The 26,339-nt window shown below is 68.4% G+C and carries 26 protein-coding genes and 1 pseudogene; 14 read left to right on the top strand and 13 right to left on the bottom strand.

The window, feature by feature from the left end; all coding sequences use genetic code 11:
• Positions 1–44 precede the first annotated feature (44 nt).
• The gene (locus ACWPN8_RS13270) at positions 45–824 is read left to right on the top strand and encodes a cold-shock protein (protein WP_452026619.1); all 780 of its coding nucleotides are present in this window, start codon (positions 45–47) and stop codon (positions 822–824) included.
• Between the two features lie 17 nt (positions 825–841).
• Here ACWPN8_RS13270 and ACWPN8_RS13265 read toward each other — a convergent pair whose 3' ends face one another.
• The 4 genes and pseudogenes from ACWPN8_RS13265 to ACWPN8_RS13250 all read right to left on the bottom strand — a co-directional run bounded on the left by ACWPN8_RS13265 (position 842) and on the right by ACWPN8_RS13250 (position 2,402).
• Complete coding sequence (locus ACWPN8_RS13265; protein WP_492241063.1) at positions 842–1,108, bottom strand: DUF2934 domain-containing protein; 267 nt, start codon at positions 1,106–1,108, stop codon at positions 842–844.
• A 60-nt stretch (positions 1,109–1,168) separates the two neighbouring features.
• Entirely contained in the window at positions 1,169–1,297 is a 129-nt protein-coding gene (locus tag ACWPN8_RS13260) for a hypothetical protein (protein ID WP_492241062.1), read from the bottom strand.
• Positions 1,298–1,505: 208 nt separating this feature from the next.
• Positions 1,506–1,586: pseudogene (locus ACWPN8_RS13255) on the bottom strand (CBS domain-containing protein); the annotation flags it as partial.
• Positions 1,587–1,730: 144 nt separating this feature from the next.
• Entirely contained in the window at positions 1,731–2,402 is a 672-nt protein-coding gene (locus ACWPN8_RS13250) for an NnrU family protein (protein WP_492241061.1), read from the bottom strand.
• Between the two features lie 159 nt (positions 2,403–2,561).
• Here ACWPN8_RS13250 and ACWPN8_RS13245 point away from each other — a divergent pair, with 159 nt between their 5' ends.
• The 3 genes from ACWPN8_RS13245 (at position 2,562) to ACWPN8_RS13235 (ending at position 4,722) form a co-directional block, all read left to right on the top strand.
• Entirely contained in the window at positions 2,562–3,200 is a 639-nt protein-coding gene (locus ACWPN8_RS13245; RefSeq protein WP_109445478.1) for a DedA family protein, read from the top strand.
• A 149-nt stretch (positions 3,201–3,349) separates the two neighbouring features.
• Positions 3,350–3,955 carry a DUF4398 domain-containing protein gene (locus ACWPN8_RS13240; protein WP_109445479.1) on the top strand — a complete coding sequence of 202 codons (606 nt, stop codon included), beginning with the start codon at positions 3,350–3,352 and terminating at the stop codon, positions 3,953–3,955.
• Positions 3,952–4,722 carry an OmpA family protein gene (locus ACWPN8_RS13235; protein WP_109445480.1) on the top strand — a complete coding sequence of 257 codons (771 nt, stop codon included), beginning with the start codon at positions 3,952–3,954 and terminating at the stop codon, positions 4,720–4,722. The genes ACWPN8_RS13240 and ACWPN8_RS13235 overlap by 4 nt, the downstream gene beginning before the upstream one ends.
• Positions 4,723–4,797: 75 nt before the next feature.
• On the opposite strand, the gene ACWPN8_RS13230 is transcribed toward ACWPN8_RS13235, so the two are convergent.
• Entirely contained in the window at positions 4,798–6,363 is a 1,566-nt protein-coding gene (locus ACWPN8_RS13230) for a phospholipase D-like domain-containing protein (RefSeq protein WP_492241060.1), read from the bottom strand.
• A 389-nt stretch (positions 6,364–6,752) separates the two neighbouring features.
• Here ACWPN8_RS13230 and ACWPN8_RS13225 point away from each other — a divergent pair, with 389 nt between their 5' ends.
• Positions 6,753–7,166, top strand: a complete 414-nt coding sequence (locus ACWPN8_RS13225; RefSeq protein ID WP_492241059.1) for a hypothetical protein — start codon at positions 6,753–6,755, stop codon at positions 7,164–7,166.
• Positions 7,167–7,336: 170 nt separating this feature from the next.
• Here ACWPN8_RS13225 and ACWPN8_RS13220 read toward each other — a convergent pair whose 3' ends face one another.
• Positions 7,337–8,080, bottom strand: coding sequence for a gamma-glutamyl-gamma-aminobutyrate hydrolase family protein (locus tag ACWPN8_RS13220; RefSeq protein ID WP_109445483.1), 744 nt, complete (start codon positions 8,078–8,080; stop codon positions 7,337–7,339).
• Positions 8,081–8,091: 11 nt separating this feature from the next.
• Positions 8,092–9,123: an amidoligase family protein gene (locus ACWPN8_RS13215; RefSeq protein WP_492241058.1), complete on the bottom strand. Its 1,032-nt coding sequence runs from the start codon at positions 9,121–9,123 to the stop codon at positions 8,092–8,094.
• 363 nt (positions 9,124–9,486) lie between these two features.
• Here ACWPN8_RS13215 and ACWPN8_RS13210 point away from each other — a divergent pair, with 363 nt between their 5' ends.
• Entirely contained in the window at positions 9,487–12,591 is a 3,105-nt protein-coding gene (locus ACWPN8_RS13210; RefSeq protein ID WP_492241057.1) for a PAS domain-containing protein, read from the top strand.
• A gap of 85 nt (positions 12,592–12,676) precedes the next feature.
• On the opposite strand, the gene acnA is transcribed toward ACWPN8_RS13210, so the two are convergent.
• Positions 12,677–15,367, bottom strand: coding sequence for an aconitate hydratase AcnA (gene acnA / locus ACWPN8_RS13205; RefSeq protein WP_492241056.1), 2,691 nt, complete (start codon positions 15,365–15,367; stop codon positions 12,677–12,679).
• A gap of 393 nt (positions 15,368–15,760) precedes the next feature.
• On the opposite strand from acnA, the gene lepB reads away from it, so the two are divergent.
• Positions 15,761–16,498, top strand: a complete 738-nt coding sequence (gene lepB, locus ACWPN8_RS13200) for a signal peptidase I (protein WP_492241055.1) — start codon at positions 15,761–15,763, stop codon at positions 16,496–16,498.
• A gap of 48 nt (positions 16,499–16,546) precedes the next feature.
• On the opposite strand, the gene ACWPN8_RS13195 is transcribed toward lepB, so the two are convergent.
• Entirely contained in the window at positions 16,547–17,593 is a 1,047-nt protein-coding gene (locus tag ACWPN8_RS13195) for a class I SAM-dependent methyltransferase (RefSeq protein ID WP_492241054.1), read from the bottom strand.
• Positions 17,594–17,853: 260 nt separating this feature from the next.
• Between ACWPN8_RS13195 and ACWPN8_RS13190 the strand changes: the two genes are divergently transcribed.
• The 4 genes from ACWPN8_RS13190 (at position 17,854) to ACWPN8_RS13175 (ending at position 19,978) form a co-directional block, all read left to right on the top strand.
• On the top strand, positions 17,854–18,456 hold the full coding sequence (locus ACWPN8_RS13190; RefSeq protein ID WP_109445489.1) for an NUDIX domain-containing protein: 603 nt from the start codon (positions 17,854–17,856) through the stop codon (positions 18,454–18,456).
• 37 nt (positions 18,457–18,493) lie between these two features.
• A complete protein-coding gene (locus ACWPN8_RS13185) occupies positions 18,494–19,123 on the top strand; it encodes a 3'-5' exonuclease (protein WP_492241053.1) in 630 nt (209 codons plus the stop codon).
• 133 nt (positions 19,124–19,256) lie between these two features.
• Entirely contained in the window at positions 19,257–19,541 is a 285-nt protein-coding gene (locus ACWPN8_RS13180; protein WP_109445491.1) for a YciI family protein, read from the top strand.
• A 17-nt stretch (positions 19,542–19,558) separates the two neighbouring features.
• Positions 19,559–19,978, top strand: coding sequence for an EVE domain-containing protein (locus ACWPN8_RS13175; protein WP_109445492.1), 420 nt, complete (start codon positions 19,559–19,561; stop codon positions 19,976–19,978).
• Positions 19,979–20,040: 62 nt separating this feature from the next.
• Here the strand turns inward: ACWPN8_RS13175 and ACWPN8_RS13170 are convergent, their stop codons facing one another.
• Positions 20,041–20,265, bottom strand: coding sequence for a hypothetical protein (locus tag ACWPN8_RS13170; protein ID WP_492241052.1), 225 nt, complete (start codon positions 20,263–20,265; stop codon positions 20,041–20,043).
• Between the two features lie 414 nt (positions 20,266–20,679).
• Between ACWPN8_RS13170 and acs the strand changes: the two genes are divergently transcribed.
• Entirely contained in the window at positions 20,680–22,620 is a 1,941-nt protein-coding gene (gene acs / locus ACWPN8_RS13165) for an acetate--CoA ligase (protein ID WP_492241051.1), read from the top strand.
• 91 nt (positions 22,621–22,711) lie between these two features.
• Here acs and ACWPN8_RS13160 read toward each other — a convergent pair whose 3' ends face one another.
• The 3 genes from ACWPN8_RS13160 to ACWPN8_RS13150 form a co-directional block, all read right to left on the bottom strand.
• A complete protein-coding gene (locus ACWPN8_RS13160) occupies positions 22,712–23,206 on the bottom strand; it encodes a hypothetical protein (RefSeq protein WP_109445495.1) in 495 nt (164 codons plus the stop codon).
• Entirely contained in the window at positions 23,203–23,742 is a 540-nt protein-coding gene (locus ACWPN8_RS13155) for a hypothetical protein (protein WP_492241050.1), read from the bottom strand. The genes ACWPN8_RS13160 and ACWPN8_RS13155 overlap by 4 nt, the downstream gene beginning before the upstream one ends.
• Positions 23,743–23,911: 169 nt before the next feature.
• Positions 23,912–24,949, bottom strand: a complete 1,038-nt coding sequence (locus ACWPN8_RS13150; RefSeq protein WP_492241049.1) for a DctP family TRAP transporter solute-binding subunit — start codon at positions 24,947–24,949, stop codon at positions 23,912–23,914.
• A 53-nt stretch (positions 24,950–25,002) separates the two neighbouring features.
• On the opposite strand from ACWPN8_RS13150, the gene ACWPN8_RS13145 reads away from it, so the two are divergent.
• Both ACWPN8_RS13145 and ACWPN8_RS13140 read left to right on the top strand, forming a co-directional pair.
• A complete protein-coding gene (locus ACWPN8_RS13145; protein WP_492241048.1) occupies positions 25,003–25,686 on the top strand; it encodes an OmpA family protein in 684 nt (227 codons plus the stop codon).
• A 112-nt stretch (positions 25,687–25,798) separates the two neighbouring features.
• Complete coding sequence (locus ACWPN8_RS13140; protein ID WP_492241047.1) at positions 25,799–26,263, top strand: cupin domain-containing protein; 465 nt, start codon at positions 25,799–25,801, stop codon at positions 26,261–26,263.
• Positions 26,264–26,339 lie beyond the last annotated feature (76 nt).

Below are 26,339 nucleotides of genomic sequence, written 5' to 3'. Positions count from 1 at the left end.
ACCGGCAAGGGCGCCGCTTCTGTTTGCCGGAGTTCGGGTTTCCCATGCACAATCAGCCGCCCCGCAGCCACGTCTATCGCCAGCCCAACGTCGTCGCCACCCAGGTGACGGCCACCGTGAAATGGTTCAACCCCGAACGTGGCTACGGCTTCGTCAAGGTCGGCGACAGCGGCAAGGACGCCCTGCTGCCGGCCTCGCTCGTCGTGCCCGCCGGCCACACCACCTTGCCGGACGGCGCCACCGTGGTCGTCGACCTCGTCGAGGACCGCAAGGGCCAGCAGGTCAGCGTCCTGCATTCCGTCGACCTCTCCACCGCCACGCCGGCCCGTCCGCAAGGGCGCGAGCGCAGCTTCGGGGACCGCGGGGATCGGGGCTTCGGTGACCGGGGTGGGGATCGGGGCGGAGATCGCGGCTTCGGTGCGCGCCGCGATGCCGGCGGTCCGCGCGACCGGGGCTTCGGCGACCGTGGTGGTGATCGTGGCGGCTTCCAGAGCCGTAACCAGGATCGCGGTTTCCAGGATCGGGGCTCCGACCGTGGCTTCCAGGACCGGGGCCAGGACCGTGGCTTCCAGGATCGTGGTGGCCCCCGCCGGCCGCAGCAGGCCAGCGGTCCGACCAGCGAAATGGGCGCCACGGTGAAGTGGTTCAACGGCGGTAAGGGTTATGGCTTCGCGCAGCCCGACGACGGCGGGCGCGACGTCTTCATTCCGGCCCGTGCGCTGGAGAGCGCCGGCCTGCGCGGTCTGGATGACGGGCAGCGCGTGCGCATGACCGTCCGCCAGGGCGAAAAGGGGATGGAAGCGGTCAGCCTCAAGATCGAGTGACCGCCTCCATCCGGTGATCAACTGTCCGACGGAACCGAGGACTGGCCCAGATGCGCCGCCGCTTCCCGCTGGTTGCGGGCGGCGGCGTCATCGGGAACGGCCAGCCCGGCGTCCGGGCTGTTGACGCGGGGGCCGCCGGCATTGCGGCGGTCCTCCTCCCCGATCTCGCGGGCGGCCTGCGCCCAATGGTCGAGATGGCGGTCGTCGGGCCGCCCTTCCTCTTCCCAAAGCCGATAGGCCCGTTCACGGACCCGTGGGTCGTCCGCACCCGATGTGTCTTCCATGATGGTTGGTTCCTGTTGTCGAGGGGAGCCGGTCGAACCGGCCCGGATCAGTTGTTCCGATCAGCTGCGGTCCGGCTCGGAGGGGGAGGAAATCCGCTCCAGCGTGTCCTGGACCGCGCGGTCGTTCTTGGCGTCGGTGGCAAGGTCGCCCAGCGAGACGATGCCGGTCAGGCGGTCGTTGCGGTCCACCACCGGCACCCGCCGGATTCTGCTGGCCGGCCATCAGCTCGGTCACGCTGCCGACCGGATCGTCCTCGTAGCAATAGCGCGGATTGGCGGTCATCACCTCCGACACCCTGGTGCGGTCCGGCGGCTTTCCGGCGGAGATCGCCCGGATGGTGATGTCGCGGTCGGTCACCACGCCGATCAGATCCCGTCCGTCGCAGACGGGCAGGATGCCGACATTCAATTGGTCCATCAATTGCGCGGCCCGGCGGATGCTGTCGTCGGGCCGTACCGTCTGCACGTCGCGGGTCATGATCTCGCGGATTTTCATGCGGAGGCTTCCTGAAGCAATGGCGGGGGGAGCGATGGCAAGGGGTACCGGGGCGGAGGTCGGGCTGGGCGAGGGAGGCGGTACTCCTGTCCCGTCCTCAACAGATGCACCGGTCAGCCGTCCCGCTCAACCTACCCAGTAGAGTGGATCCACCCCGAAGAGCAGGGGATGCAGCATCAGCATCCCACCATAAGCGGCAAGTCCGCCGATCAGTCTTGCCGGTCCCATCTCCGCCAGTCCGCGCAGCGCCCCGCGCCATCCCTGCGGCCCCGTCAGCGGCAGCAGCGAGGTTTCGCTCCGGCAGGCGCGTCCGGCGGGGCTGCGGCGCAGCACGATCTCGTTCTTCACCAGCGCGAACAGGGCGATGGCCGCCATGGTGCCGAACAGCAGCACGCGGCGTCCATCGCCGGTGGCGTTCAGGTGCGCGCATGCCCACAGCAGCAGCGCCAGGCTGCCCGGCGCGCGGGTCAGGCGGTAGATACCGCGGGGCGGGTTGGGCGCGCCCTGGCTGCCGAAGCGGGTGGTGACGCGGGCGACCAGCAGCAGGAAGACGATGGGCATCGCCACCGCCACCAGCGGGGCGGCCCAGTCGAAGGGCGTGAACAGCACCTCCCCGCCGTCGGCGGCGCGGTAGGCCCACACGAACAGGGTCAGCGTCAGCAGCGAGCCGACGGAATGGATCGTCACGAAGCCGCCGCGGCCGAGCCGGGCGATCAGGGCGGGCCGCACTCCCGGCCAGGACGGCAGGGCATGGCTGAGGAACAGCAGGGCGGCGGCGAGGGCAAGGGATGCGGTCATGATGGAGACACTGAACCGTGCACGAACGGCCTCTGCCTTGATTGGGGTCAAGATTGGGGTCGAGATTGTGGTCAAGGGGGATGGAAAAACGGGGAACGCCGGCAAGGTCCGCACGGTTCACTGGAGACGGCCTTCTTCTCCCCGACCTCTGTGGACCCAATGACCGAGTGGATCATCCAGATCGTGCAGCAGTTCGGCTATCTCGGCATCTTCCTGATGCTGGTCCTGGCCCGCGTGCTGCCGCCGGTGCCGGCGGAGACGGTGATCCCGCTGGCCGGCATGGGGGCCGCGACGGGGGAGTTCAACCTGCTGCTGGTGGCGCTGGCCGCCGGGGCGGGGTCGGCGGTGGGGGAACTGGTGTGGTACCTGCCGGCCCATTGGATGGGGCGAGAGCGGTTTGAAGCCTTCCTCCGCCGCCATGGTCATTGGCTGACCGTGAAGCCCGAGCAGGTCCACCGCGCCACCGAATGGTTCGCCCGTCGCGGCGGCGTCGCCGTTCTGCTGTGCCAGCCGCTGCCGGGGCTGCGCACGCTGATCTCGGTTCCCGCCGGGGCCTGCGGGCTGCCGATGGCGGTGTTCCTGCTCTATGCCGCCGCCGGGGCGGTGCTGTGGTCGCTGGTGCTGGCCGGCACCGGCTATCTGGTGCGTGTCGGCTTTCCCTGGATCGCCGACTGGATGGTGCCGGGCGCGCTGGTGCTGTTCATCGTCCTGCTGGCCGCCTATGTGCTGCGGCTGGTCCGCCACCGGCGCGACAACCGCCGGGCCGACCGTGACGGGATTTCGCGCAGCGGCGGCTGAACCGGTGCGGAACCTTCACCCGTGCTGGCGCGTTTGAGGCGCGAGACATCCCGAAAGGCCATGGCCGAAAGGACATGACTTTGAGGGGACGCGACCTTGGCCCGCCCCCGGTTTCCGGCGTGAAGCCCGATCCGAAAGGAACCGACCAGATGACCCGCAAATCCGCAATGACGAACCGGTGGCGAGCCGCCGCCGTGTTGTCGGCGGCGCTCGGCATGGCCGCCTGCGCCTCCGACGTGCCGCCGCCCACCGCCCAGCTCGGCGCCGCGTCCCAGGCGGTGCAGGAGGCCGAGCGCGCCAACGCCCTGCAATATGCCCCGGTGGCGTTGCAGAGCGCCCGCGACAAGCTGGCCTCTGCCGACAAGGCCATGCGCGCCGACGAGCGCACCCGCGCCCGCCGCCTCGCCGAGGAGGCCCGCGTCGATGCCGAGCTGGCGACGGTGACCTCGCAGCGCGCGGTGACTCAGCAGGCGGCCACCGCAGTGGCCAAGTCCGCGATCCCCAACAGCCCGCGGTCGGCCGCCGCGCCGAACGTGGCGCCGGTCTACAGCGGCTCGACGCTGGGCGGCACGCCGTCCGGCGGGGCCGGCTATGGCGGTTCCGGGATGAGCGGCTCCAGCTATCCGGCTCCGTCCGCGGTTCCGCCGGCACCTGCCGGTTCGCTCGGCACGGTTGGCGGCTCGGTGGGCGGTTCAGGCGTCGGAACCGGCGGCGGCAACAGCTGGGGTTACAGCTATCCGGAGGTGCGTCAATGACCGCGTTCGCTTCCCGCAGCATTCTTGTCCTCGCGGGTCTCGGCCTCGGGCTGGCCGGTTGCGCCACCCAGCCGACCGACAGCGCCGCCCTGACCCAGGCGCGGCAGGATTACAGCCTTGCCGCCGCCAACCCGCAGGTCGCGGGCAACGCCCCATTGCAGCTGCGCGACGCCGAGACGGCCCTGCGCCGTGCCGAGGCGATGCGCGACCAGGGCGCCGACGCCGCCGAGGTCGATCACCAGGCCTACATCGTCAGCCGCCGGGTGCAGATCGCCCAGGAGACGGCCGGGGTGAAGGGCGCCCAGACCGTGGTCGCCAACGCCGACACCTACCGCCTCCAGGCTCGCAACACCGAGTTGGAGCAGCAGCTGCGCGACCTCCAGGCGCAGCGGACCGAACGTGGTCTGGTCATGACGCTGGGCGACATCCTGTTCGCCACCGGCCGGGCGGAGCTGACCCCCGGCGCCTATGAGCGCATCGACCGGCTCGCCCAGTTCCTGCAATCCCAGCCCGGCCGCACCATCCGGATCGAGGGCCACACCGACAGCACCGGCAGCGACACCACCAACCTGCGCCTGTCGGAAGCCCGCGCCAACTCCGTCCGCGACGCCCTGACCATGCGCGGCGTCTCTCCGGCGCGCATCGTCACCCAGGGCATGGGCGAGGCGCAGCCGGTGGCTGCCAACAACACCGATGCCGGCCGCCAGCAGAACCGCCGCGTCGAGATCGTCATCTCCGACGACGGCCGCGTCGCGGAGACGCGATAAGTCCCGACATGGAAATCCCCTCTCACACGGTGGGAGAGGGGATTTCGGAAATTGGGCCCGCCCCTTGCGTGACGGTCAGTCGCGCGCGGGGCGGGCTTTTTCGCGTCCGTTGCGGATCACACCCCAGACCCCGGCGGCCAGCCCGACCGTCAACAGAGCGGCGGCGGCGGCGCGCAGGGCGGAGCGCGGCGGCGGCAGGCGCTTCCACGGCGCCCAGGCCTCGTTCGGGTCGTCGGGATCGGCGATGCGCAGGACGGCGAAGGCCTGTTCGGTCAGGCTGGGATCGCTGGCGGGCAGTTCGGCCAGCCGGCGGCCGGACTGCGGGCAGAGTCGGTCGATGGCGGCGACGACGCTGCCGGTCACCTGGAGCTCCGCCTCCAGCCGGGTCCGGTCGATGCCCATATGCTCGGCCAGCAGGCGGTTGCGCACGCCGATGATCGCGGCTTCCGCGCAGGTCCGCTCCGGCCCGTCCTCCCGCGGCGCCTCGATGGTCAGGTCGCACTCGCTGTCATAGCCCATCGACCGGTTGTTCAGGTTGGACGAGCCGATGCGCAGCAGTCGGCCGTCCACCGCCACCACCTTGGAATGGACGATCACCGGCCCGCCGCCCTTCGTCACCGGGGTCAGGGCACGCAGCCGGCCGTAGCGGTCGGCTTCGCGCAGGCAGCGCAAGGCCACCGAGCGCGGTGTGTCCATCGCCATGCGGTCGAACCAGCTCGGGCTTTCCATCGACACCACCAGCACCACCTCCGGCCCGTCGGGCTCGGCCAGCCGGCGGGCCAGCGCCTCGGCGACGCGGGCGGAGGCGAAATACTGGTTCTCCAGATAGATGGTGCGTTCTGCCGCAGCGATGGCGGCGAAGGTCAGCGCCTCGCTCTCGCGAATCGCCGGCCGCCCGTCGATTTCCGGCACGGTGCGGGAGATGCCGATCCGCGCGTCCGTCAGGATCGGGCTGGCGCAGTCGGGCAGGGGACAGTCCGGCCAGGGATCCTGATCGGCCCGGTCGGTGTCGGGCGGCGGGCAGGGCTCCAGCACCTCGCCGGTGGCGCAACGCCAGCGCTCCCGCGCCAGTTCGGACAGGGCACGGGCGGCATCGCCGTCGACCATCATCATCACGTCGTGGCGCGGGCCATAGGGCTCGCCGTTCGGGCAGCGGCGGCGCGGGTCGTCATCAAGATGCTCCGACGTGTCCCAGCGGTCGAAGGAGAAATCTATCCCGCCGCAGAAGGCCAGGGCATCGTCGATCACCAGCAGCTTCTGGTGCTGGGCGGCGCCGACCGGCAGCTCCCCGTCGAGCCGGGCGTTCAGCCGGCGGCCGGTGCTGCGGTCCAGCCGCTCCAGCGGCTCGTGCGGATGGTCGAGCGCGATGGGAAAGGGCATGTCCCATTTCAGCGCCCGGACATGCAGCCCGGGCCGCAACCGCATCAGCCGGGCGAGAAAGCGGCCCAGCGTCTCTTGGCTTTCGGGATCCAGGCGCATGCGCGGGTCGATGTCCCAGCCGACCAGCAGGATCGACCGCTTCGCCTGCTCCATGGCAGCGCGGGCGGCAACGAAGTAATCGGCGCCGTCGACCAGCACCGCCACCCGCCCGGCCCGCTCGGTCCGCCAGCAGGTCCGGCCGGGATGGAGCACCGGGGACATATCGGGATCATAGGGTCCGAAGTGATGGGCGGCATCCTGGGAGGCGTCTGGCACGGCTGGAACCCTCGTTGAGAACGCGTCGGGAGGCTTTGCGCGGACCATCCGCCTCGCGGCTTGAACCCTATGACGCGTCTGTTGTTCCCGCCTCGCAGGCTGTGCTTCGGTGGCTGGCCGAAGGAACCCGCCGGACGCGTTTTTGCCGCTCTTTTGCCGGCGTTTTTCAAAAAAAGAACAGGGACCGACCGAGATCATGCCCCGATTGCCCTGTTCTAAACCCATGAAAGACAACGACGCCCTGACCGGACGCCGATTGCGGCTCCAAACACGGCGTCCGTCCCGTTCCAAAGACGCCCAAATGCGAGGCGTTGCCACCATGAAGGAGTTCGAGGATGCGTAACCTGATGATCGGTGCTGTTTCGGCAGTTCTCCTGATGGCCGCCCCGGCCATGGCCCAGACCGCTCAGCAAGCCAACCCCGGCGCCGTCAAGGGCAGCGGCGCATACACCACCGCTCCGAGCAGCACCACCAACGTCGGGCCGGACGGCATCGTCCACACCCCGCCGGGCGCCACCACCTCGCCGTCGGCCGGCTCCACGACGGGCGGTGCGGGCATGTCGGGTTCGACCGGCACCACGGGCACCATGTCGGGCTCCTCGACCTCGCCGGTGCCGGGTGTGACCACCGCCCCGTCGGGCATGGGCAACAACACCGGCAGCAACGTTCCGCGCGACAACCAGACCGCCACCGGTACCCACTGCCCGCCGGGCACCCCGAACTGCGGCCCGGACAACGGTAGCAAGTAACACGCCTCCCGTTGCGGCAAAACCGCGGGCGCCCCGGAGCCATCCCTCCGGCGGCGCCCGCGTCGTTTTTGCACGTCGTTCCGGTGTTGCGATCCGTCCGGCAGGTGGTGGCGGCAGGATGCCGCCGCGTCACCATCATGGCGCACGGTAAAAGATGGACTGAGGGAGTATCAGCTGGATGCGCGGGCCGGGCGGCGGGCGGGACTCTCGACGAGTTCGTCCAGCGGGGCTGTGCCGGCGGCGGTTTCGACCAGACGGCGGAACAGGGCCTGCTGCCGGCTGTCCGCAACCAGATATTCCGGATGCCACTGCACGCCGATCATGAAGGGCTCGTTCGGCGCCTCGATGCCCTGGACGATGCCGGCGCGTTCGCGGGCGACGACGCGCAGGCCGTCGCCGACGCGGTCCACCGACTGGTGGTGCAGGGCGTTCACGCGGCATTCGGCGATGCCGAGGATGCGGTAGAGCCGGCTGTCCGGCGCGATCCGGATGCGCTTGCGCGGCAGCACGGTGCGCATATGCGGCGCTTCCTCGTAGATCTCGTGGATGTCGACGTGGAGCGAGCCACCACGGTGGACGTTGATCATCTGCGAGCCGCGGCAGATGCCCAGCACCGGCAGTCCGATCTTGGCGGCGCAGTCGAGCGCCAGCATCTCCAACCGGTCGCGTTCGGGATCGATGCGGATTTGCGGACGGGCGGATTCGCCGTAGAGCGAGGCGTCGATGTCGTCGCCGCCGCCGACGACCAGCGCGTCCAGCCGGTCGATGGGGAAGGGGGACTCGGCGGTGATGCGGACCGACGACGCGCCGGCCCGCCACAGGGCAAGCCGGTTGGCCATGGCGGCGATGCGGCTGCCATGGATCGAGGCGGTGATGCCGACCAGCGGCCGGGACCTGCCGACGATGGCTGCCATGGAAAACTCCCTCAGCCGGCCTGACGGGCGGGGCCGTCGGTTCCATCCGCTTGTCCGGCGCTGCCTGCGTGGTCACCGTGAATGCCCGGATTGGCGGCCAGCACGGCGTCGATGCGCCCGGCCCAGCCGTCGAGCTGCTGCGCTTCGGCCGCCCGGCGGTACTCGGTGCCGAGGCCGTCCAGCAGCGCGCGGTCGGCGGCCAGCCGCTCCACCGCCACCCAGCGGTTCCAGTCGGCGGCGAGCGACCAGCCGGGATCGCTCAGCCGTGCGTTCGGCAGCCGGTAATGGAAGGTCGGGCGCGGGCGGACATGCGGATCCTCCATCGCCGCGGCCAGACGGTCGCGGTCGAGATGGGCGAACAGCGGGAACAGGTCCAGCTCGCGGTTTCGGGTTGGGTTGTCGGCCAGATAATCGTCGATCAGCCCGCCCAGGTCGGGACGATAGGCAGGATCGACGACCTTTGCGGTATAGGGCGTCGGGAAGGCGGCGATGAAGCCGGACAGGCGCCGGGTGACGTCGACCCGGATTTCCCGCCGCAGCCAAGGGGCCAGCAGCAGGAAGGCCTTCAGCATGTCCAGCAGGTAATCGCCATCGGTCCGCGCCACCTCCGGATTGAAATGCAGGCCGAAGGCGAACAGCGGGCTGGCCTCCGTCCCGGCGGCACCAAGCGCGCGCAGGCGGGCGACCATCTCCTCCAACTCCGGCATCTGATCCACCGTCACCGGCGGGGCGGCGATCTCGAAGGGCATCACCAGACTGCCGATGTTGCCCCACAACGGCCGCAGCGGGTCGAGGATCGCCGCACCCCCCTTGCCCTTGTGGGCGGAGCGCATGTCCAGTTCGACCGTGAAGTCGCCGAGCCGCGTCTCCGTCACCAGACATCGGTGCGGGTTCTCGACGGTGACGGTGCCGCCGAACAGCCGGTGCACGCAGGCTGCGGCCGACGGCGCGTCCAGATCGGCGAATTCAAGTTCCACCCCCACGCGGCGCGGCGTGCCCTGGGACGTGGTGCGGAGCGGGGGGAGGAGGAAGGGTGTGGTCATTGCAAGGCTTCAACAGCCCACCCCGCAGCCTGTTCCATCGATGGAGCTGCATCGGGATTCCAGTTGCATCGGAAGTCCTTGAACACTGCAATGACGCGAATTCAAGCAGGCTGCGGTGCATATCCCTTTCGACCGTAACCACTCGATGGTGGTATGTTTTGGTTTTTGATGTAAATGCCCTGCAGTTGGCGGCAAATTGGGAGAGGATAACAGCCGTTCGATCGGCTTCTCCCCTCTGTTCCGGCTCATTCTTTTCTAAATTAACCGCCGCTTAACCATAAGTGCGTTAGCGATAGGCCTGCCGCAGGGTGGCGCATCCGTCGTTTCATCCGGTCGGCTTTGCGGAGGAGCCTCGTCTACGTCATGACCCTTCTGGCACGCCTCTTCATCCTGGTCCTGCTCGCGGTGCTGCCGGCGATCGGCATCCAGATCTACAGCGTGCTCGAACAGCGGGCGGAGCGCGAAGGCGAGGTGACACTCCAGGCCGAACGGCTTCTCCGGCAGGTCGAAAGCGAGCATTTCCGTCTCATCGACAGCGCCCGCCTGATGGTCACCGCGGTGACCGAGGCGCGCTTCCTGCGCCGGGGCGAGGCCGACAGCTGCCAGACCTATCTGGAGCGGCTGGCGACCCGTTCCGCCGACTACCGCACCCTGTCGATCACCGATACCGAGGGGCGCATCCTGTGCAGCGCCGATCCGTCGCGCATCGGTGCCTCTCTGAGCGTCCAGCCGCATTTCCGCCGGGCGATGGCGCAGGGCCGTTTCGCCGTCGGCGAATGGACGATCACCCATTCCGGCGCCGACGGCGGCGAACTGCCGGTCGCCGCTCCCTATTCGGACAGCGACGGCCGGCGGGCCGGCGTGGTCGCCCTGTCGCTCGACGTCCCGCGGCTGACCGCCCTCTTCGCCTCCCGTCCGATGCCGGACAACACCACCCTGACCGTCGCCGACCGCTCCGGCACCATCCTGGTGAAGCTGCCGGGCACCCAGGGCCGCGCCGGCGAACGGCTGCCGGACAGCTATCTGGGGCTTCTGTCGGAACGGGAAGCCGGCGTGACCATGCTGCCCGGACTGGACGGCGTGTCGCGCATCCTTGCCTTCTCCCCGCCGGCCGCCGGCATCCGCGACCTGTTCATCAGCGTCGGCGTCGACCGCGGCGCCGCCATGGGCGCGGTGGACCGCGCCACCCGGGACGGGCTGCTGATGACACTGTCGGGCTTCCTGGTCGCCGCCGCCGCCGCCTGGATCGGCGGTACCCTGTTCATCCGCCGCCCGGTCGATGCGCTGGTTTCCGCCGCCCGCGACTGGAGCGAGGGCAAGACCGCCACCCGGGTGAAGCTGTCCGACCGCTCGTCGGAGATCGGACAGCTCGGCTACGCCTTCGACATGATGGCTGAACGGCTGGAGGCGCGTGAAGCGGCGCTGCGCCAGTCCGAAAGCCACATCCGCGCCGTGCTGGACGCGCTGCCGGCCTATGTCGGCGTGCTGACGCCGGACGGGGCGGTGGCCCAGGTCAACCGTGCCGCCGCCGATGCCGCCGGGCTGCCGCCCGCCCGCATCGTCGGCCGCCCCTTCGACGAGATCTGCTGGCTGTCCTTCGACGAGGCCGGGCGGGAGCGGTTGCGGCAGGCGCTGGCGCTGGGCGCCGGCGGACGGTCCTCCCGCTTCGACGCCGGGCTGCGCGTCGCCACCGGGCGGGACACCACTCCGCGGGAGATGACGGTGGACGTCAACCTGACCCCGATGGTCGATGCCGACGGCCATGTCACCCACCTGATCGCCACCGGCATCGACATCACCGAACGCAAGCGCACCGAGGAGGCGCTGCGTGTCGCCGAGGAGCGCGTGCGCACCGGCTTGCGCAATTCCGGCGTGGTGGTGCTCAACCAGGACCGCGACCTGCGCTACAGCTGGGCGCATTCGGAATGGCTCGGCTTCTCTCCCGACGCACTGATCGGCCGTACCGACGCCGACCTGTGCAGCCAGCGTGAGGATGCCGACGGCATGATGGCGCTGAAGCGCCGGGTGATGGAGAGCGGCGTCGGCGCGCGGGAGGAGGTGCGCATCCACTGCAAGGGCGAGGATCGCTTCTTCGACCTGACCGTCGATCCGCTGCTCGATCCCTCCGGCCGTGTCGAGGGCGTCACCTGCGCCGCCGTCGAGGTCACCGACCGCAAGAAGGCCGAGGCCGAACTGCGCCGTGCGCGGGAGGAGGCCGATCAGGCCAACGACGGCAAGTCCAAGTTCCTCGCCGCCGCCAGCCACGACCTGCGCCAGCCGGTGCAGTCGCTCTATCTCTTCACCGCGGCGTTGAGCGACCGGTTGCAGGGTCATGCGGCGCTGCCGATCCTCGACAACATCCGCCAGGGGCTGGACACGCTGAAGAGCCTGCTGGACGGTCTCCTGGACATGTCGCGGCTGGAATCCGGCAAGATCGTCGCCACGCCGGTGGAAGTACGGCTGAACCAGATGCTCGGCCGGCTGGTCGCCGAATACGGCCCGCGCGCCGCCCAGAAGGGGTTGGTGCTGCGCGCCGTGCCGACGCGCGCCTGGGTCCGCACCGATCCGGCCCATCTGGAGCGCATCCTGCGCAACCTCGTCGAGAACGCGTTGCGCTACACCACCAGGGGCAAGGTGCTGCTGGGTTGCCGCCGGACGCCGTCCGGCATGCGGGTGGAGGTGTGGGACACCGGCGCCGGCATCCCCGCCGACCGGCTGGAAGACATCTTCGAGGAATTCACCCAACTGGGCGAGCGCAGCGAACGCGGCCTCGGCCTGGGGCTGGCCATCGTCAAGCGGCTGTCGCGGCTGCTCGGCCATCCGGTGACGGTGCGCTCGTGGGAGGGCAAGGGGTCGGTCTTCGCGGTCGAGCTGCCGCGGGTGATCCTGGGCAACCCGCGTCCGGCCAGCGGCACCGCCGCCGCCGCCGCGACGCTCGCGCGCCGGTCCATCGCCAACGATGCGGCGGCGGCCAATGCCGCGAACGATCGGGGGCAGGCGATCAGCGCCATCGCCAACGCCTTCGGCGGTGGGCGGAGCGCTGGCGGGGCGACCAAGACGATTGCCGCGCCGGCTGCCGCAGTTGCGGCCGGATCCGCCAAGGGCATGGTGCTGGTGATCGACGACGAGGCGATCATCCTGCTCGGCCTCAAGGCGATCCTGGAAGGCTGGGGCTATGACGTGCTAACCGCTAAGTCGGGCGATCAGGCGCTGGAACGGCTGCGCGCCGACGGCCGCTGCCCGCAGATCGTGCTGGCCGACTACCAGCTCCAGCAGGGCCGCACCGGTCCGGAGGCGGTCTGTGCGGTCCAGACCATGCTGGGCCAGTCGGTTCCCGGCATCATCCTGACCGGCGACACCAGCTCCGAACGCCAGGAAGAAGCCGAACGCCGCGGCTTCCGCATCCTGCACAAGCCGGTCTTCCCCAACGACCTCCGCCGCATGATGGCGAGCGCCGGGGCGGCGTGATGCGCCGGTTCGGTTTTCCTCGGCAGCAAAAAGGGCCGCTCCCCCACCGGGACGCGGCCCTTGCCTTATCCGAACTCCGGCAGCCTTACTTCGCCAGATTCCTCAGCACGAAGTTCAGCACGCCGCCGTTCCGGTAATACTCCACCTCGTCCAGCGTATCGATGCGTAGCAGCAGCGGGTAGGTCTCCACCGTGCCGTCGGCGCGGGTCAGGGTCAGGGCGACGTCCTTGCGCGGCCGCAGATCCTGTTCGATGCCGGCGATGTCGAAGCGTTCCGATCCGTCCAGCTTCAGGTCGTTGCGGGTCAGGCCGTCCTTGAACTGCAAGGGCAGGATGCCCATCCCGACGAGGTTGGAGCGGTGGATGCGCTCGAAGCTCTCGGCGATCACCGCGCGGATACCCAGCAGCCTGGTGCCCTTTGCCGCCCAGTCGCGGCTCGACCCCGTGCCGTATTCCTTGCCGGCGACGACGACCAGCGGCACGCCCTCGTCGGCGTAGCGCATGGCGGCGGTGTAGATCGGCAGCCGTTCGCCCGACGGGTAATGCTTGGTCTCGCCGCCTTCGACGCCGGGGATCAGCTCGTTGCGGATGCGGATGTTGGCGAAGGTGCCGCGCATCATGACTTCATGGTTGCCGCGGCGGGCGCCGTAGCTGTTGAAGTCCTGCGGACGCACCTGATAGCTCAGCAGGTACTCGCCGGCCGGGCTGGTCTTCTTGATCGAGCCGGCGGGGGAGATGTGGTCGGTGGTGATGGAATCGCCCAGCACCGCCAGCGCCCGCGCGCCGCGCACGTCCGACACCGGGTCCGGCGTCTTGGTCAGGCCGGTGAAGAAGGGCGGCAGCTTCACATAGGTGGAGCCGTCCTGCCACTGGTAGGTCTGGCCTTCCGCCGTGGCGATGGCCTGCCACTGTTCCGGACCCTTGAACACGTCGGAATAGCGGCTGCGGAACATCTCGGCGGTCAGCGAGGCGTCGATGGCGTCCTGCACCTCGCGGTTGCTCGGCCAGACGTCCTTGAGATAGACCGGCTGGCCGTCGGTGCCGATGCCCAGCGGATCGGTCGTCAGGTCGATGTTCAGGTTGCCGGCCAGCGCATAGGCGACGCACAGCGGCGGCGAGGCGAGGTAGTTGGCGCGGGTGTGCGGGTTGACGCGGCCCTCGAAGTTGCGGTTGCCCGACAGCACGGCGCCGACCACGAGGTTGCCGTCCTCCACGGCCGCGGCGATGGCGTCGGGCAGCGGGCCGGAGTTGCCGATGCAGGTGGTGCAGCCATAGCCGACGATGTTGAAGCCGATGCGGTCGAGATAGGGCTGCAAACCGGCCTTGGCGAGATAGTCGGTGACCACCTGGGAGCCCGGCGCCAGGGAGGTCTTGACCCACGGCTTCTGCTTCAGCCCCTTTTCCACCGCCTTTTTGGCCAGCAAACCGGCGGCGATCAGCACCGCCGGGTTGGAGGTGTTGGTGCAGGAGGTGATGGCGGCGATGACGACGGCGCCCTGTTCCAGGCTGTAATCGGCGCCCTTCACCGGAACCGCCTTCTTCGAGTCGTCAGCCTTGTAGGCCTCGGTCATGTCCTTGGCGAAGCCTTGCGCCACCGCCGACAGCGGCACGCGGTCCTGCGGACGCTTCGGACCGGCCAGCGACGGCTCCACCGTGCCCATGTCCAGTTCGAGCACGTCGGTGAAGACCGGATCGGGGCTGTTCGGCTCGCGCCACATGCCCTGGGCTTTGGCATAAGCCTCGACCAGCGCCACGCGGTCGGGATCGCGGCCGGTGAAGGTCAGGTAGCGGATGGTCTCGGCGTCGATGGGGAAGATGCCGCAGGTCGCGCCATATTCCGGCGCCATGTTGCCGATGGTGGCGCGGTCGGGCAGCGTCATGCTGTCCAGGCCCGGCCCGAAGAACTCGACGAACTTGCCGACCACGCCCTTCTTTCGCAGCATCTGGGTGACGGTCAGCACCAGATCGGTGGCGGTCATGCCCTCCTTGAGCCGGCCGGTCAGCTTGAAGCCGACGACCTCCGGGATCAGCATGGAGATCGGCTGGCCCAGCATCGCGGCCTCCGCCTCGATGCCGCCGACGCCCCAGCCCAGCACGGACAGGCCGTTCACCATCGTGGTGTGGCTGTCGGTGCCGACCAGCGTGTCGGGATAGGCCACCGGCTTGCCCGACGGGTCGCCGTCGGTCCACACGACCTGGGCCAGATATTCGGTGTTGACCTGATGACAGATGCCGGTGCCCGGCGGCACCACGCGGAAATTGTCGAAGGCCTTCTGGCCCCAGCGCAGGAACTCGTAGCGTTCCAGGTTGCGTTCGAACTCCAGATCGACGTTCTTCTGGAAGGCCTCGGCGCCACCGAAGTAATCGACCATCACCGAATGGTCGATGACCAGATCGACCGGCACCAGCGGGTTGATCTTCGTCGGGTCGCCGCCCAGCGACGCCATTGCCTCGCGCATCGCCGCCAGATCGCAGACCGCCGGCACGCCGGTGAAGTCCTGCATCAGCACACGGGCCGGGCGATAGGCGATTTCACGGTCGGACCGCTTGTCGACCAGCCATTGGGCCACCGCCTTCACGTCGTCGACGGAGACGGTGCGCCCATCCTCGAACCGCAGCAGGTTTTCCAGCAGCACCTTCATCGAGAACGGCAGCCGCGACAGATCGCCGAGACCTGCCTCCTCGGCGGCCTTCAGGCTGAAATAGTCGTAGCTCTTGCCGCCCGCGCTGAGCGAGCGGCGGGTCTTGAGTGAATCTTGACCGGTGAAGGTGGTCACGGGAAGAACTCCTTGGCTTCTGTGGCTTTTGGACCCGGCAGTCCGGATCGTGGCTTTCGGTTCGGGCGGGCACCGGGACGGATGCCTGGGGGAAGATGCTTCTCGTCGGATGGACCGGGGATGGACCGGACGGCCGCCGGACAGGACGCGCCATACAGCCAAGATGTAGGGCGCGAGGCCGGTCTATCAACGCACCGGATGACCCCTGCCGCAAGACGAGGTGGAAGTCCAATCCATGGGGCAGGACTTGGCGTGTGCCTGGATACTGGAAACGATTACGGTGCGGTGGTCCATACATTACAAAGTTTTATGCCGTCCGGAATTGCATATAGCTTTCAGCGAGGTGCTTGTCCGGCTAGTCTGCCCGCGGCGACACATGGACGGAGGCGGGCGGTGACGGGCAAGAGCGGTCATTGGGAGATGGTCCGCACGGTCACGGTCGCGGGGCTGCTGGCGCTTGGGGCCCGCTCGGTGGTGGCGCAGCCTTTCCACGTCCCGTCGGGATCGATGGAGCCGACGCTGGAGGTCGGCGATTTCCTGTTCGCCAGCAAGTTCCCCTACGGATACAGCCGCTATTCCTTCCCGCTCGACGCGCTTCCCATCGCCGGGCGGGTGCTGGGCCATGCGCCGGAGCGTGGCGACATCGCCGTCTTCCGTCTGCCGCGCGACCCGGAGCAGGTCTATGTGAAGCGGCTCGTCGGGCTGCCGGGCGAGGTGGTGCAGATGCGGGACGGCGTTCTGCATGTGAACGGCCAGCCGGCGGCGCTGGAGCGCCTGGAAGATTTCGTCGAGACGGGAGCCGACGGTGCCCGCCGGACCATCCCGCAATATGTGGAGCATCTGCCGGATGGTCCGACGCACCGTGTCCTGCATGTGGCCGGGCGCGACGGCCTGGACGACACCCCACCGCTTCGGGTGCCGGATGGCCATTACTTCATGCTGGGTGACAACCGCAGCAATTCGCTGGACAGCCGGGTTGCGGCAACGGCCGGCGGCGTCGGCTTCGTTCCCGCCGAAAACCTCATCGGCCGGGCCGACCTGCGGCATTTCTCCGTCGACCCAACCGCGCTGGACGAACCGGCCCGCTGGCCGGCGGCCCTGCGGCTCGACCGCATCGGGCTGATCCACTGATCCGATACGCTGCGGCGACCCTCACGCCATCCTATCGGGCGGGCTTCGTCACGCCGGCTTCATCGCCACATAGCGGACGAAGCGCAGGCCGCTGCCCAGCACCCGCAGCCGTGCCCACCACAGTGCCAGTTCGCGCTTCAGTGCGGCCAGCACCGGGGCCGGCGGCACGGCCGCGGCCAGCGTGTCGGCCAGCTTGCGCACGCGGTCGATGATGTGGCGGCGGTGCAGCTGGGTCAGATCCTCCGAAATGCGGAGGTCGAGGTTGCGCTGGGTCAGTTCGTCGGCCATGCGGGTGGCGGTCCAGGGATAGACCTCCATCGGCTCCTCCTCCCGCCAGCCGTTCCAGCTGTCCCAGGAGCTGGGGGTGCCGTCGATCACATAGTCGTACAGGGCGATGCCGCCCTTGGGCTTCACGCAGTCGCCGAGCCGGTCGAGGAACAGGTCCTTGTCGCGCACACGGTGGAGGATGCGGTCGGCCATCACGAGGTCGAAGCTGCCGGCCTGGTTGAAATGCTCCGGGTCGTAATGGGCGATGGGCGCCTTCTTCGATAGGCCCAGCACCTTCGACCGGTCCATGGCCAGCTTCGCCAGCAGCGGCGACGGCTCCAGCCCGGTTACCCAGGTGTCGCAGCTTTGCACCAGCGCGCGGGCGGTGCCGCCCAGGCCGGCCGACAGGTCCAGCACGCTCTTGGCCGGGTTCAGCCCGAAGGAGCGGACGGAATCGACCATCCACGCCGCTTCCTCCGGCCCGGTCATGTCCTGGCCCCACAGAAGCTGCGCGCCCTCGCTGCGCGCCGGCGACCAGACCGGCTCGCCGTGACGGTCGAGTTGCATCAACGCCAGCCGGTCCAGGTCCGGGTTGCCGGTGGGCGGAGCCGGCAGCGCGATTGCGGCCGGCGGTGCTGGAGGTGTGGTGCTGCCGACTGCATCGACCGGGCCGGGCTGCCGGCGGCCCGCCAAAGCGCGTGGGTCGGTCCGGCTCGAAATGCGGGGCAGGCGGGACAGGTCATAGCCCTCCCACCACGCAGCCAAACGGATGCGCCAGTCGGGGTTACGCCACCGCTCCAAATCCTGTGGACTGATCTGCGGCACCACGCATCTGCCCTTTCCAGGTCAAGCGGCGGATCACCGATCTACCACTTTTGGGTATAGTCACGACATCCGGCACCGTGATTTAGAAGTAGGTTGGCCTGATTTGTCTGTCAAGAAACCATTGTTTAACGATTTCGACTTCGTTTTCGCCAATTGTTGGAAAATTTTACCAGTTTTTGTCTGTGCGTCGCGCTCTGTGCGGCCATTGCGGCCGCCGGGGCGCCTCCCTATACTCCCGACGCAACCGACGAAGGGGGCTTGGCGTGCCGATCGAAACCGGTGAGTCCACCGGCAATCCCTGGACCGTGCTGACCAGCACGACGAAATACGAGAATGCCTGGATGGAGGTGGTGGAACACAAGGTTCTGACCCCGAAGGGCTCTCCGGGAATCTATGGCGTCGTCCATCCCCGCAGTCTTGCCACCGGCGTGGTGCCGGTCCATGCCGACGGCACGGTGACCCTGGTCGGCCAGTACCGCTTCCCCCTGAAGCAATACAGTTGGGAAATCCCCGAGGGCGGCGGGCGCAAGGGTGTCGAACCGCAGGAATCCGCCGCGCGCGAGCTGCGCGAGGAAACCGGCCTGACGGCGCGGCGCTGGATGCCGCTGATGACGCTGCACCTGTCCAATTGCATCACCGACGAGGTGGCCCACACCTTCGTCGCCTGGGATATGGAGCAGGGCGAGTCCGCGCCCGACGAGACCGAGGTGCTGGCGGTGCGCCGCCTGCCCTTCGCCGAGGTGATCGACATGGTGCTGTCCGGCGCCATCACCGACGCCATGGCGGTGGCCAGCCTGCTGAAGCTGCGGGTGCTGGCGGCGGAAGGCGCGCTGCCCGACGACCTCGCCGGCATTCTCCGCCTCTGACCTGCCGGCGATTGAACCGCCAACAAATCGGATCTCAATGACCGTCATTTCCGGCCACGCCGTCGCCATCGATTTCGAGACCGCCAACGAGACCCGCACCAGCGCCTGCTCCATCGGCGTTGCCTGGATCGAGAACGGCCGCGTGACCGGGACGGAAGAGCATCTGATCCGCCCGCGCGAGCCGCGCTTCAACCCCTTCAACAGCGCCATCCATGGCATCCGTGAAGAGGACGTGGCCGACGCGCCCGAATTCCCGGAGGTGTGGGCGGGTCTGCGGGAGCGGGTGCAGGGCCGGCTGATCCTGGCCCACAACGCCGCCTTCGACCTCAGTGTGCTGCGCCATACCCTGACCGACTATGGCGTGGACCTGCCGGCCTGCGACTTTCTCTGCACCGTCATGATGGCGCGCCGGGCCTGGCCGGCCTTGACCGGACACCGGCTGAACCATCTGGCCGATTTTCTGGGGATCGCGCTCCACCACCATCATGCCGGCAGCGACGCCGAGGCCTGCGGCCGCATCGCGCTGGCCGCGGCGCTGGAGATGGGGTTGGGCGGCTTCGGCGAGATCGAGCGCACCGGTATCCGCCTGGGCCGCATCGCCCCCGGCGGATATTCGCCCTGCAAGGGCGGCAAGGCGCCGCCGCGCCGCCCGCGCGTGGTGGCGTGAACTGTCAGCCGACGCTTTCCCCCCGGCTTCCCCTGCGTTTAGATTTTTGCGATCGGCTTTACGCTTCAAATCGATTCCGATTTTTCGCGATCCGATCTAGGCTCCCGCTCCACCGTGTGAAGGAGCGAACCGCATGCTGTTCATGTTCCATTGCGTCGACAAGGCGGGCGCCGCCGATGTCCGCGCCGCCAACCGTACCGAGCATCTGGCCTATCTGGAAGCCAATGCCGCCCGCCTCTTCGCCGCCGGCCCGCTGCTGTCGGACGACCAGAGCGGCATGGTCGGCAGCCTGCTGATCGTCGAGTGCGCCGATGCCGCCGCCGCGCAGGCGTTCGCCGACGGCGACCCCTATGCCAAGGCCGGCCTGTTCGACAGCGTGACGATCCGGCCCTGGCGCCGCGTCTATCCCAAGGCCTGAGCGGGAGAGCGCTGGCGATGGCCTACTGGCTGGTGAAATCCGAGCCGTTCAAATATTCCTGGGACCGCATGGTCGCCGATGGCCGGACCCATTGGGACGGGGTGCGCAATTACCAGGCGTCCAACAATCTGAAGGCGATGGAGGTGGGCGACCGCGCCTTCTTCTATCACTCCAACGAAGGTCTGGAGATCGTCGGCATCGTCGAGATCGTCCGCACCTATTACCCGGACCCCAGCGACGAGGCCGGCCGCTTCGGCATGGTCGACGTGGCGCCGGTGATGCCGGTGAAGACACCCGTCACGCTGAAGCAGATCAAGGCCGATCCGCATCTTCAGTCGATGGCGCTGGTGCGTCAGTCGCGGCTGTCGGTCTGCCCGGTCACCGACGAGGAGTGGGCGCGGGTGTGCGATCTGGCAGGGGTCGGCGTGCCGGCCTGAGGGGCGTAAGGCGGGGCGAAAGCGGCCCCGCTCTCCGCTGCCCGGTTGCTTCGGTGAAAGACCTACTCCGCCGCTTCCTGCATCGCCGCATGGAAGTCGTTGGTCGCCTGCATCATGCGCCGGGCGATGTCCGCCATGCCGGCTGCCGAGATGGCGCTCATGGGGCCGCCGAGCGCGCGCAGCGTGGCGTCGATGGCCATCAGGCTGGTGCGGTCGGCCATGCCGGCGAGACGGTCGCTGCGGTCGCCGGCTTTCGGAAGATCGTCCGCGTTGGTGGTGCTGGGCATTGCGATCCTTGCCGCCGCTGATCGTTACCGTGATGCAGCAACTCTATAGCTGCCGGCGGGTTAAGGTCGGGTTAAGCAAGGGATCGTCCGTTACAGGACAGACATCCCCGAATGCTGCCCTCCATGCTGCGCCGCGGCGCGGCGGATGGTCGCGGAACGGGACCGCCGCCCTTCCGGCCCGGTTGGCGGCGCGGTCACGGAGGCATTGGCATGCCTCGGTATGCTTGGGGAAGAAACAGTCTCGCGCTGCAAAATCAGCGACACAATCCTCCTTTGGTCGGGGGGCCTGCGGGGGCCGATCTGCTTGTTCGTCCCGCAACTTGTGTGGATAATGCCGCTCAATTCCGGGCGGCGGCCCGCCGCCCTCCAATCATCTTCCGGCCAATTCGGAAGCACCACGGGGGAATCGCACTCATGACCGACAACAGCTTCTTTCCGGTGAAGCCCGAGATCGCGGCCGCCGCCCACGTGAATGCGGAAGCCTATGCCCGCATGTACGAGCAGTCGGTCAAGGACCCCGAGGCGTTCTGGGGCGAACAGGGCAAGCGGCTCGACTGGATCCAGCCCTACAGCAAGGTGAAGGACGTCAATTTCAACGACGACGTCCATATCCGCTGGTTCTACGACGGCACGCTGAACGTGTCGGCCAACTGCATCGACCGCCATCTGGCGACCCGCGGCGACCAGACCGCGATCCTGTTCGAAGGCGACGATCCCGGCGTTTCCAAGGCCATCACCTACAAGGAGCTGCACGAGAAGGTCTGCCGTCTCGCCAACGTGCTGAAGAAGAACGGCGTCAAGAAGGGCGACCGCGTCACCATCTATCTGCCGATGATCCCGGAAGCCGCCTATGCGATGCTGGCCTGCACCCGCATCGGCGCCATCCACTCCATCGTCTTCGGCGGCTTCTCGCCCGACAGCCTGAAGGACCGCATCGTCGACTGCGACAGCCATTTCGTCATCACCTCCGACGAGGGCCTGCGCGGCGGCCGCAAGGTGCCGCTGAAGGCCAACGCCGACAAGGCGGTGGCCGGCGCGCCGACGGTCAAGCATGTGCTGGTGGTCAAGCACACCGGCGGCAACGTCGCCTGGACCGAGGGCCGCGACCTTTGGTACCACGAGGAGATGGAGAGCGTCTCCGCCGACTGCCCGCCGGAGGAGATGAACGCCGAGGATCCGCTGTTCATCCTCTACACTTCCGGCTCGACCGGCAAGCCGAAGGGCGTGCTGCACACCACCGGCGGCTATCTCGTCTATGCGTCGATGACCCATCAGTATGTCTTCGACTACAAGGACGGCGAGGTCTACTGGTGCACGGCCGACGTGGGCTGGGTCACCGGCCACAGCTACATCGTCTATGGCCCGCTCGCCAACGGCGCCACCACGCTGATGTTCGAAGGCATCCCGACCTACCCGGACGTCTCGCGCTTCTGGCAGGTCATCGACAAGCACAAGGTCAACATCTTCTACACCGCCCCGACCGCCATCCGCTCGCTGATGCGTGAAGGCGAAGGACCGGTGAAGACGACCTCGCGCGCCTCGCTCCGCGTGCTGGGTTCGGTCGGCGAACCGATCAATCCGGAAGCGTGGCTGTGGTACTACAATGTGGTCGGCGACGCCCGCTGCCCGATCGTCGACACCTGGTGGCAGACGGAGACCGGCGGCATCCTGATCAGCCCGCTGGTCGGCGCCATCGGCCAGAAGCCGGGCTCCGCCACCAAGCCGTTCTTTGGCGTCCAGCCGGTCGTCGTCGACAACGAAGGCCAGATCCTGGAAGGCGAGACCGAGGGCAACCTCTGCATCGCCGATGCCTGGCCCGGCATGATGCGCACGGTCTATGGCGACCACGAGCGCTTCATCCAGACCTACTTCTCGACCTTCGCCGGCAAGTATTTCACCGGTGACGGCTGCCGCCGCGACGCCGATGGCTATTACTGGATCACCGGCCGCGTCGACGACGTCATCAACGTGTCCGGCCACCGCATGGGCACCGCAGAGGTCGAGAGCGCGCTGGTCGCCCACCCGAAGGTCGCCGAGGCCGCGGTCGTCGGCTATCCGCACGACCTGAAGGGCCAGGGCATCTACGCCTACGTCACGCTGAACGCCGGCGAGACTCCGACCGAGGAGTTGCGCAAGGAACTGGTCGCCTGGGTCCGCAAGGAGATCGGCCCGATCGCCTCGCCCGACCTGATCCAGTGGGCCCCCGGCCTGCCGAAGACCCGTTCCGGCAAGATCATGCGCCGCATCCTGCGCAAGATCGCCGCGAACGAGCATGACAGCCTGGGCGACACCTCGACGCTGGCCGATCCGGGCGTGGTGACCGACCTGATCGACAACCGCATGAACAACGCCTGACGGCAGGTTTCACGGGGAAAAGGGGCGCTCCGGTGGGGCGCCCCTTTTTCTTTGTCGTGTCAGGTTCTCACCCCCAACGGCACGACCACCCTCACCGCTCCGGCAGCACCAGCGGGGCGGCGGGGGAGATGGTGAAGGCGGTGGGGGAGGGGTGGCGCTCGACGATCCGCTTGCGGGCGTCTTCCGCACTTTCCGCGGCAATGGCGTAGGTGCGGATGCCGGTCCAGGGGGCGGTGGCGTCCAGCGCCTCCACCGCGACATACCACAGCGGGCCGCTGGACCGGGCGACGCGGTCGACGCAATAGAACTCCATCGGCGTCAGGGCGGCATCGTCGGTGGCCGCCGACTGCAAAGACAAAATCTCGCCCTCGACCTCCGCCGCCTCGTGGCGCAGGCCGGCGAGGGTTTCCTCCGCCTCCACCCGGCGGACCGAGGCTAGCTTGGCGTAGTTGGCATAGACGTCCAGCCGCTCCTTCAGCGCGGTCAGCTTCTCCGACTGCCGGCGGGCGCGCATGCCGAGGATGCGCTCTGCCAGCACGCCGATCACCAAGCTGGTGACGGCTCCCAGAACCCACACGGGGCTCATGGTGCGGAGGCCCCGGCCACAGCGTCTTCGTCGGCCTCCTCGCTGGAGACGGTGACGCCCACGCCTTCGTGGAAGATGTTGCGGGTCAGCATCTGGGCGGCGGCGAAGTCGGAGGCCCAGACCTGCGCCTCGTTTCCGAAGCGCCAGATGGCGGGGTGGACCACCGCCTTGGCATCGGGCCGGGCGGTGAAGCCGGGGGTCATCGCCAAACGGAAGGTGAAATGGTTGCGCCCCGGCTCCGGCCGGCCGATCTCGTGGATGAAGCGGCGCGCGGCGGCGGTGCGCTTGCCGCTGCGGCGGTTCAGGACCAGCTTGTCGGTCGACAGCTCCACCAGCCTTGCCTTCGTCGCCTCGATTTCGGCCTGCATGGCCTCCAACTCGTTGGCCTGGAGTTCCAGCGCGTCGCGTTCGGCGGTCAGGGCCGCGCCGCAGCGGCGGATTTCCCGGTCCGTCCGCAGGATCAGGCCGCGGCGGATGCCCAGAAACAGCAGGGTGGCGCCGATGCTGAACAGCGCCAGCAGCATTTCCGACGTCATACGCGCCCGCTCCGCAAACCATTCGGCCCTGGGGGAGTTGTAGCGCAATCCGCCTGGGCACGCATCACAAGCAAGTGCCTTAAGGGCTTAAAAAAAAACAAGTCAAACAATTGGGCCTGAAAACGGCGCCCCGCAGGGCGCCGTAGTCGTCAGCCAAGCGCACGGACAGTCATTTCCGCTCGCCGATGGCGGCCTGGGCCGCCTTCACCAGATCGGGGCCGATCTGCTTGGCCCACTTGTCGAAGACCGGCTGGGTGGCGGTCTGGAAGGCCTTCTGTTGGTCCGGCGTCAGGCGAACCACCTCGACGCCCTGGGCGGTGATCTCCTTCAGCAGGCTGTCGTCCTCGGCGGTGATGCCCTTGCGGGAGATCGCGACCTCTTCGGCGGCGGCCTGGACGGCGGCGGCGCGCACGGCCTCCTGGTCCTCCTTCGACCAGCTGGCCCAAACCTCTTTGTTGACCACGAAGATCAGCGGATCGGCGACATAGCCCCACAGGGTCAGGTTCTTCTGGCCCAGCGTGGCGAGCTTGGCGGCGACGAAGATCGCCAGCGGGTTTTCCTGCCCGTCGACGGCGCCGGTCGACAGGGCCGGCTGGGCGTCGGCCCAGCTCATCTGCGTCGGGTTGGCGCCGAGTGCGGTGAAGGTGTCGAGGTAGAGCGGCGAGCCGACGACGCGGATCTTCAGCCCCTTCAGGTCGGCTGGCGTGCGGATCGGGTGCTTGGAGTTGGAGATCTCGCGGAAGCCGTTCTCACCCCAGGCCAGCGGCACCACGTCCTTGGTGGCGAGCAGCTCGAACAGCGTCTTGCCGACCTCGCCCTGGGTCAAAGCATCCAGCGCCTTGTGGTCGGGCATCAGGAAGGGCAGGGAGAAGAGGTTCAGCTCCTTCACCTGCGGCGACCAGTTGATGGTGGAGCCGACCGCCATGTCGATGGTGCCCTGGCGGAGTGCCGTAAACTCCTTGGTCTGGTCGCCGTTCACCAGCGAGGTGCCGGGATACATCTTGATGTTGATGCGGCCGCCGGTCTTCTCCTTGACCAGTTCGGCCCAGCGGTCGCCGCCGACACCCCAGGGGAAGGGCTTGCCCAGAACGGTCGAAAGCTTGTACTCCGCCTTGTAGTCGGCAGCGTTCGCCGCACCGGCAACCAGAGCCGGAACCGTCAGAGCGGCCAGCGCGATGCCGGCGAGCAGAGCCTTCAGCGATTTCATGCTTGTTTCCTCCCAAGCGCCCTATACGAAAGATACGGACCGGGATCGTACAGATGCACGCAGGACTGTTCCACGCGCAATTTGAAGCGACCGTCCGCGGTCCGAACAATGCGGCCATGCGGCTGGTTCTGGCGCTCGGCGTTTGTGTCTGGCTGACGTCACCTGCTGCAGGCCTTGCCCAGGGGCTGCCCGGCCCGGCGACCCCGATGGGGCCGAATCCCAGCGAGTGCGAGATCCAGGCGGCGCTCCTCGGCACCACCGGACCCAACTGCCCGCCGGTGGCGATGCAGCGACCGGCCGCCCCGCCGCCGGCCACATCCCCCGCCGCATCCCCCGGTCAGCGGCCGGGACCGGTGACGGTGCCGCCGCTGCCCGGACCGACCGCCATGCAGGCACCGGAACTGCGCGCCGCCTTCCGGGTGGAGTTCGACTTCAACTCCGCCGTCATCCGGCCGGAATCGCGGGAGATTCTGGACAAGGTGGCGGCGGTGATGGGGGCGGCCGGCACCACCCGCTTCCGCATCGTCGGCCACACCGACGCGGTCGGCGGCGACGCGGCCAACCTCTCTTTGTCCAAGCGGCGGGCGGCGGCGGTGGTCGAGTATCTGGTGTCTCGTCACCACATCCACGCCGACCGGCTGGAGGCGTCCGGCATGGGCGCGCGTGAACTGCTGCTGCCCGACCAGCCGAAGGCCGCGGCCAACCGGCGGGTGGAGATCGTCAATCTCGGCGGCTGATGTTTTTTTCCGATCCGCCGGGAACCTTTGGCGGGGTGGGGTGTTGCGCAGGAGCGCTGACGGGCCTTCGGCCCTGTGTGCCCCTCCCTCCAACCCCTGACCGGGAGAGCCGATGCCGGATCACACCCCCATTCCCATCGACAGCCACCGCATCGCCGACGACGAGGTCGGCAAGCCGGCGGTCTTCGGTGCCATCCTGTCCGGCCAGCCGCTGGAGATTCACCGCAACATCTTCGAGGGCGACTACAGCCGCTTCCGGTCGGGGGTGTGGCAGTGCACGCCTGGCCTCGTCGCGATGAAGGACTGGCCCTATCATGAGTTCTGCGTCCTGCTGTCGGGCCGGGTGATCATCACGCCGGAGGGCGGAACCCCGCGGGAATACAAGGCCGGCGACGCGCTGGTGCTGCCGATGGGCTTCACCGGCACCTGGGAGATCCTGGAGACGGTGCGGAAATACTATGCGGTCCAGGCGCGCCAGCCGCTGCTGCGGCGGATGAAGGCGCGGGTGAAGGGCTGGCTGCGGCCGGAAGCCAAGGGCGGGCCGGCGGCGACTGTGCAGCCCGGCACCGCGTTCTGACACCTCGCCATCCGCCGGACGCCCGTGTTAGGGTCCGCCGCGCCGTCTGCCAGGACGGCCCCCATGCAAGACCCTG

It is taken from the genome of Azospirillum sp. UENF 112521 (genome assembly GCF_058780665.1).
This window is presented reverse-complemented; position numbering and strand designations above follow the sequence as displayed.

Coding starts and splice junctions, on each gene's coding strand:
- ACWPN8_RS13270 (WP_452026619.1), top strand. CDS start 45: ATGCACAATCAGCCGCCCCGCAGCCACGTCTATCGCCAGCCCAACGTC.
- ACWPN8_RS13265 (WP_492241063.1), bottom strand. CDS start 1,108: ATGGAAGACACATCGGGTGCGGACGACCCACGGGTCCGTGAACGGGCC.
- ACWPN8_RS13250 (WP_492241061.1), bottom strand. CDS start 2,402: ATGACCGCATCCCTTGCCCTCGCCGCCGCCCTGCTGTTCCTCAGCCAT.
- ACWPN8_RS13245 (WP_109445478.1), top strand. CDS start 2,562: ATGACCGAGTGGATCATCCAGATCGTGCAGCAGTTCGGCTATCTCGGC.
- ACWPN8_RS13240 (WP_109445479.1), top strand. CDS start 3,350: ATGACCCGCAAATCCGCAATGACGAACCGGTGGCGAGCCGCCGCCGTG.
- ACWPN8_RS13235 (WP_109445480.1), top strand. CDS start 3,952: ATGACCGCGTTCGCTTCCCGCAGCATTCTTGTCCTCGCGGGTCTCGGC.
- ACWPN8_RS13230 (WP_492241060.1), bottom strand. CDS start 6,363: ATGTCCCCGGTGCTCCATCCCGGCCGGACCTGCTGGCGGACCGAGCGG.
- ACWPN8_RS13225 (WP_492241059.1), top strand. CDS start 6,753: ATGCGTAACCTGATGATCGGTGCTGTTTCGGCAGTTCTCCTGATGGCC.
- ACWPN8_RS13220 (WP_109445483.1), bottom strand. CDS start 8,080: ATGGCAGCCATCGTCGGCAGGTCCCGGCCGCTGGTCGGCATCACCGCC.
- ACWPN8_RS13215 (WP_492241058.1), bottom strand. CDS start 9,123: ATGACCACACCCTTCCTCCTCCCCCCGCTCCGCACCACGTCCCAGGGC.
- ACWPN8_RS13210 (WP_492241057.1), top strand. CDS start 9,487: ATGACCCTTCTGGCACGCCTCTTCATCCTGGTCCTGCTCGCGGTGCTG.
- ACWPN8_RS13185 (WP_492241053.1), top strand. CDS start 18,494: ATGACCGTCATTTCCGGCCACGCCGTCGCCATCGATTTCGAGACCGCC.
- ACWPN8_RS13180 (WP_109445491.1), top strand. CDS start 19,257: ATGCTGTTCATGTTCCATTGCGTCGACAAGGCGGGCGCCGCCGATGTC.
- ACWPN8_RS13175 (WP_109445492.1), top strand. CDS start 19,559: ATGGCCTACTGGCTGGTGAAATCCGAGCCGTTCAAATATTCCTGGGAC.
- ACWPN8_RS13170 (WP_492241052.1), bottom strand. CDS start 20,265: ATGCCCAGCACCACCAACGCGGACGATCTTCCGAAAGCCGGCGACCGC.
- acs (WP_492241051.1), top strand. CDS start 20,680: ATGACCGACAACAGCTTCTTTCCGGTGAAGCCCGAGATCGCGGCCGCC.
- ACWPN8_RS13160 (WP_109445495.1), bottom strand. CDS start 23,206: ATGAGCCCCGTGTGGGTTCTGGGAGCCGTCACCAGCTTGGTGATCGGC.
- ACWPN8_RS13155 (WP_492241050.1), bottom strand. CDS start 23,742: ATGACGTCGGAAATGCTGCTGGCGCTGTTCAGCATCGGCGCCACCCTG.
- ACWPN8_RS13150 (WP_492241049.1), bottom strand. CDS start 24,949: ATGAAATCGCTGAAGGCTCTGCTCGCCGGCATCGCGCTGGCCGCTCTG.
- ACWPN8_RS13145 (WP_492241048.1), top strand. CDS start 25,003: ATGCACGCAGGACTGTTCCACGCGCAATTTGAAGCGACCGTCCGCGGT.
- ACWPN8_RS13140 (WP_492241047.1), top strand. CDS start 25,799: ATGCCGGATCACACCCCCATTCCCATCGACAGCCACCGCATCGCCGAC.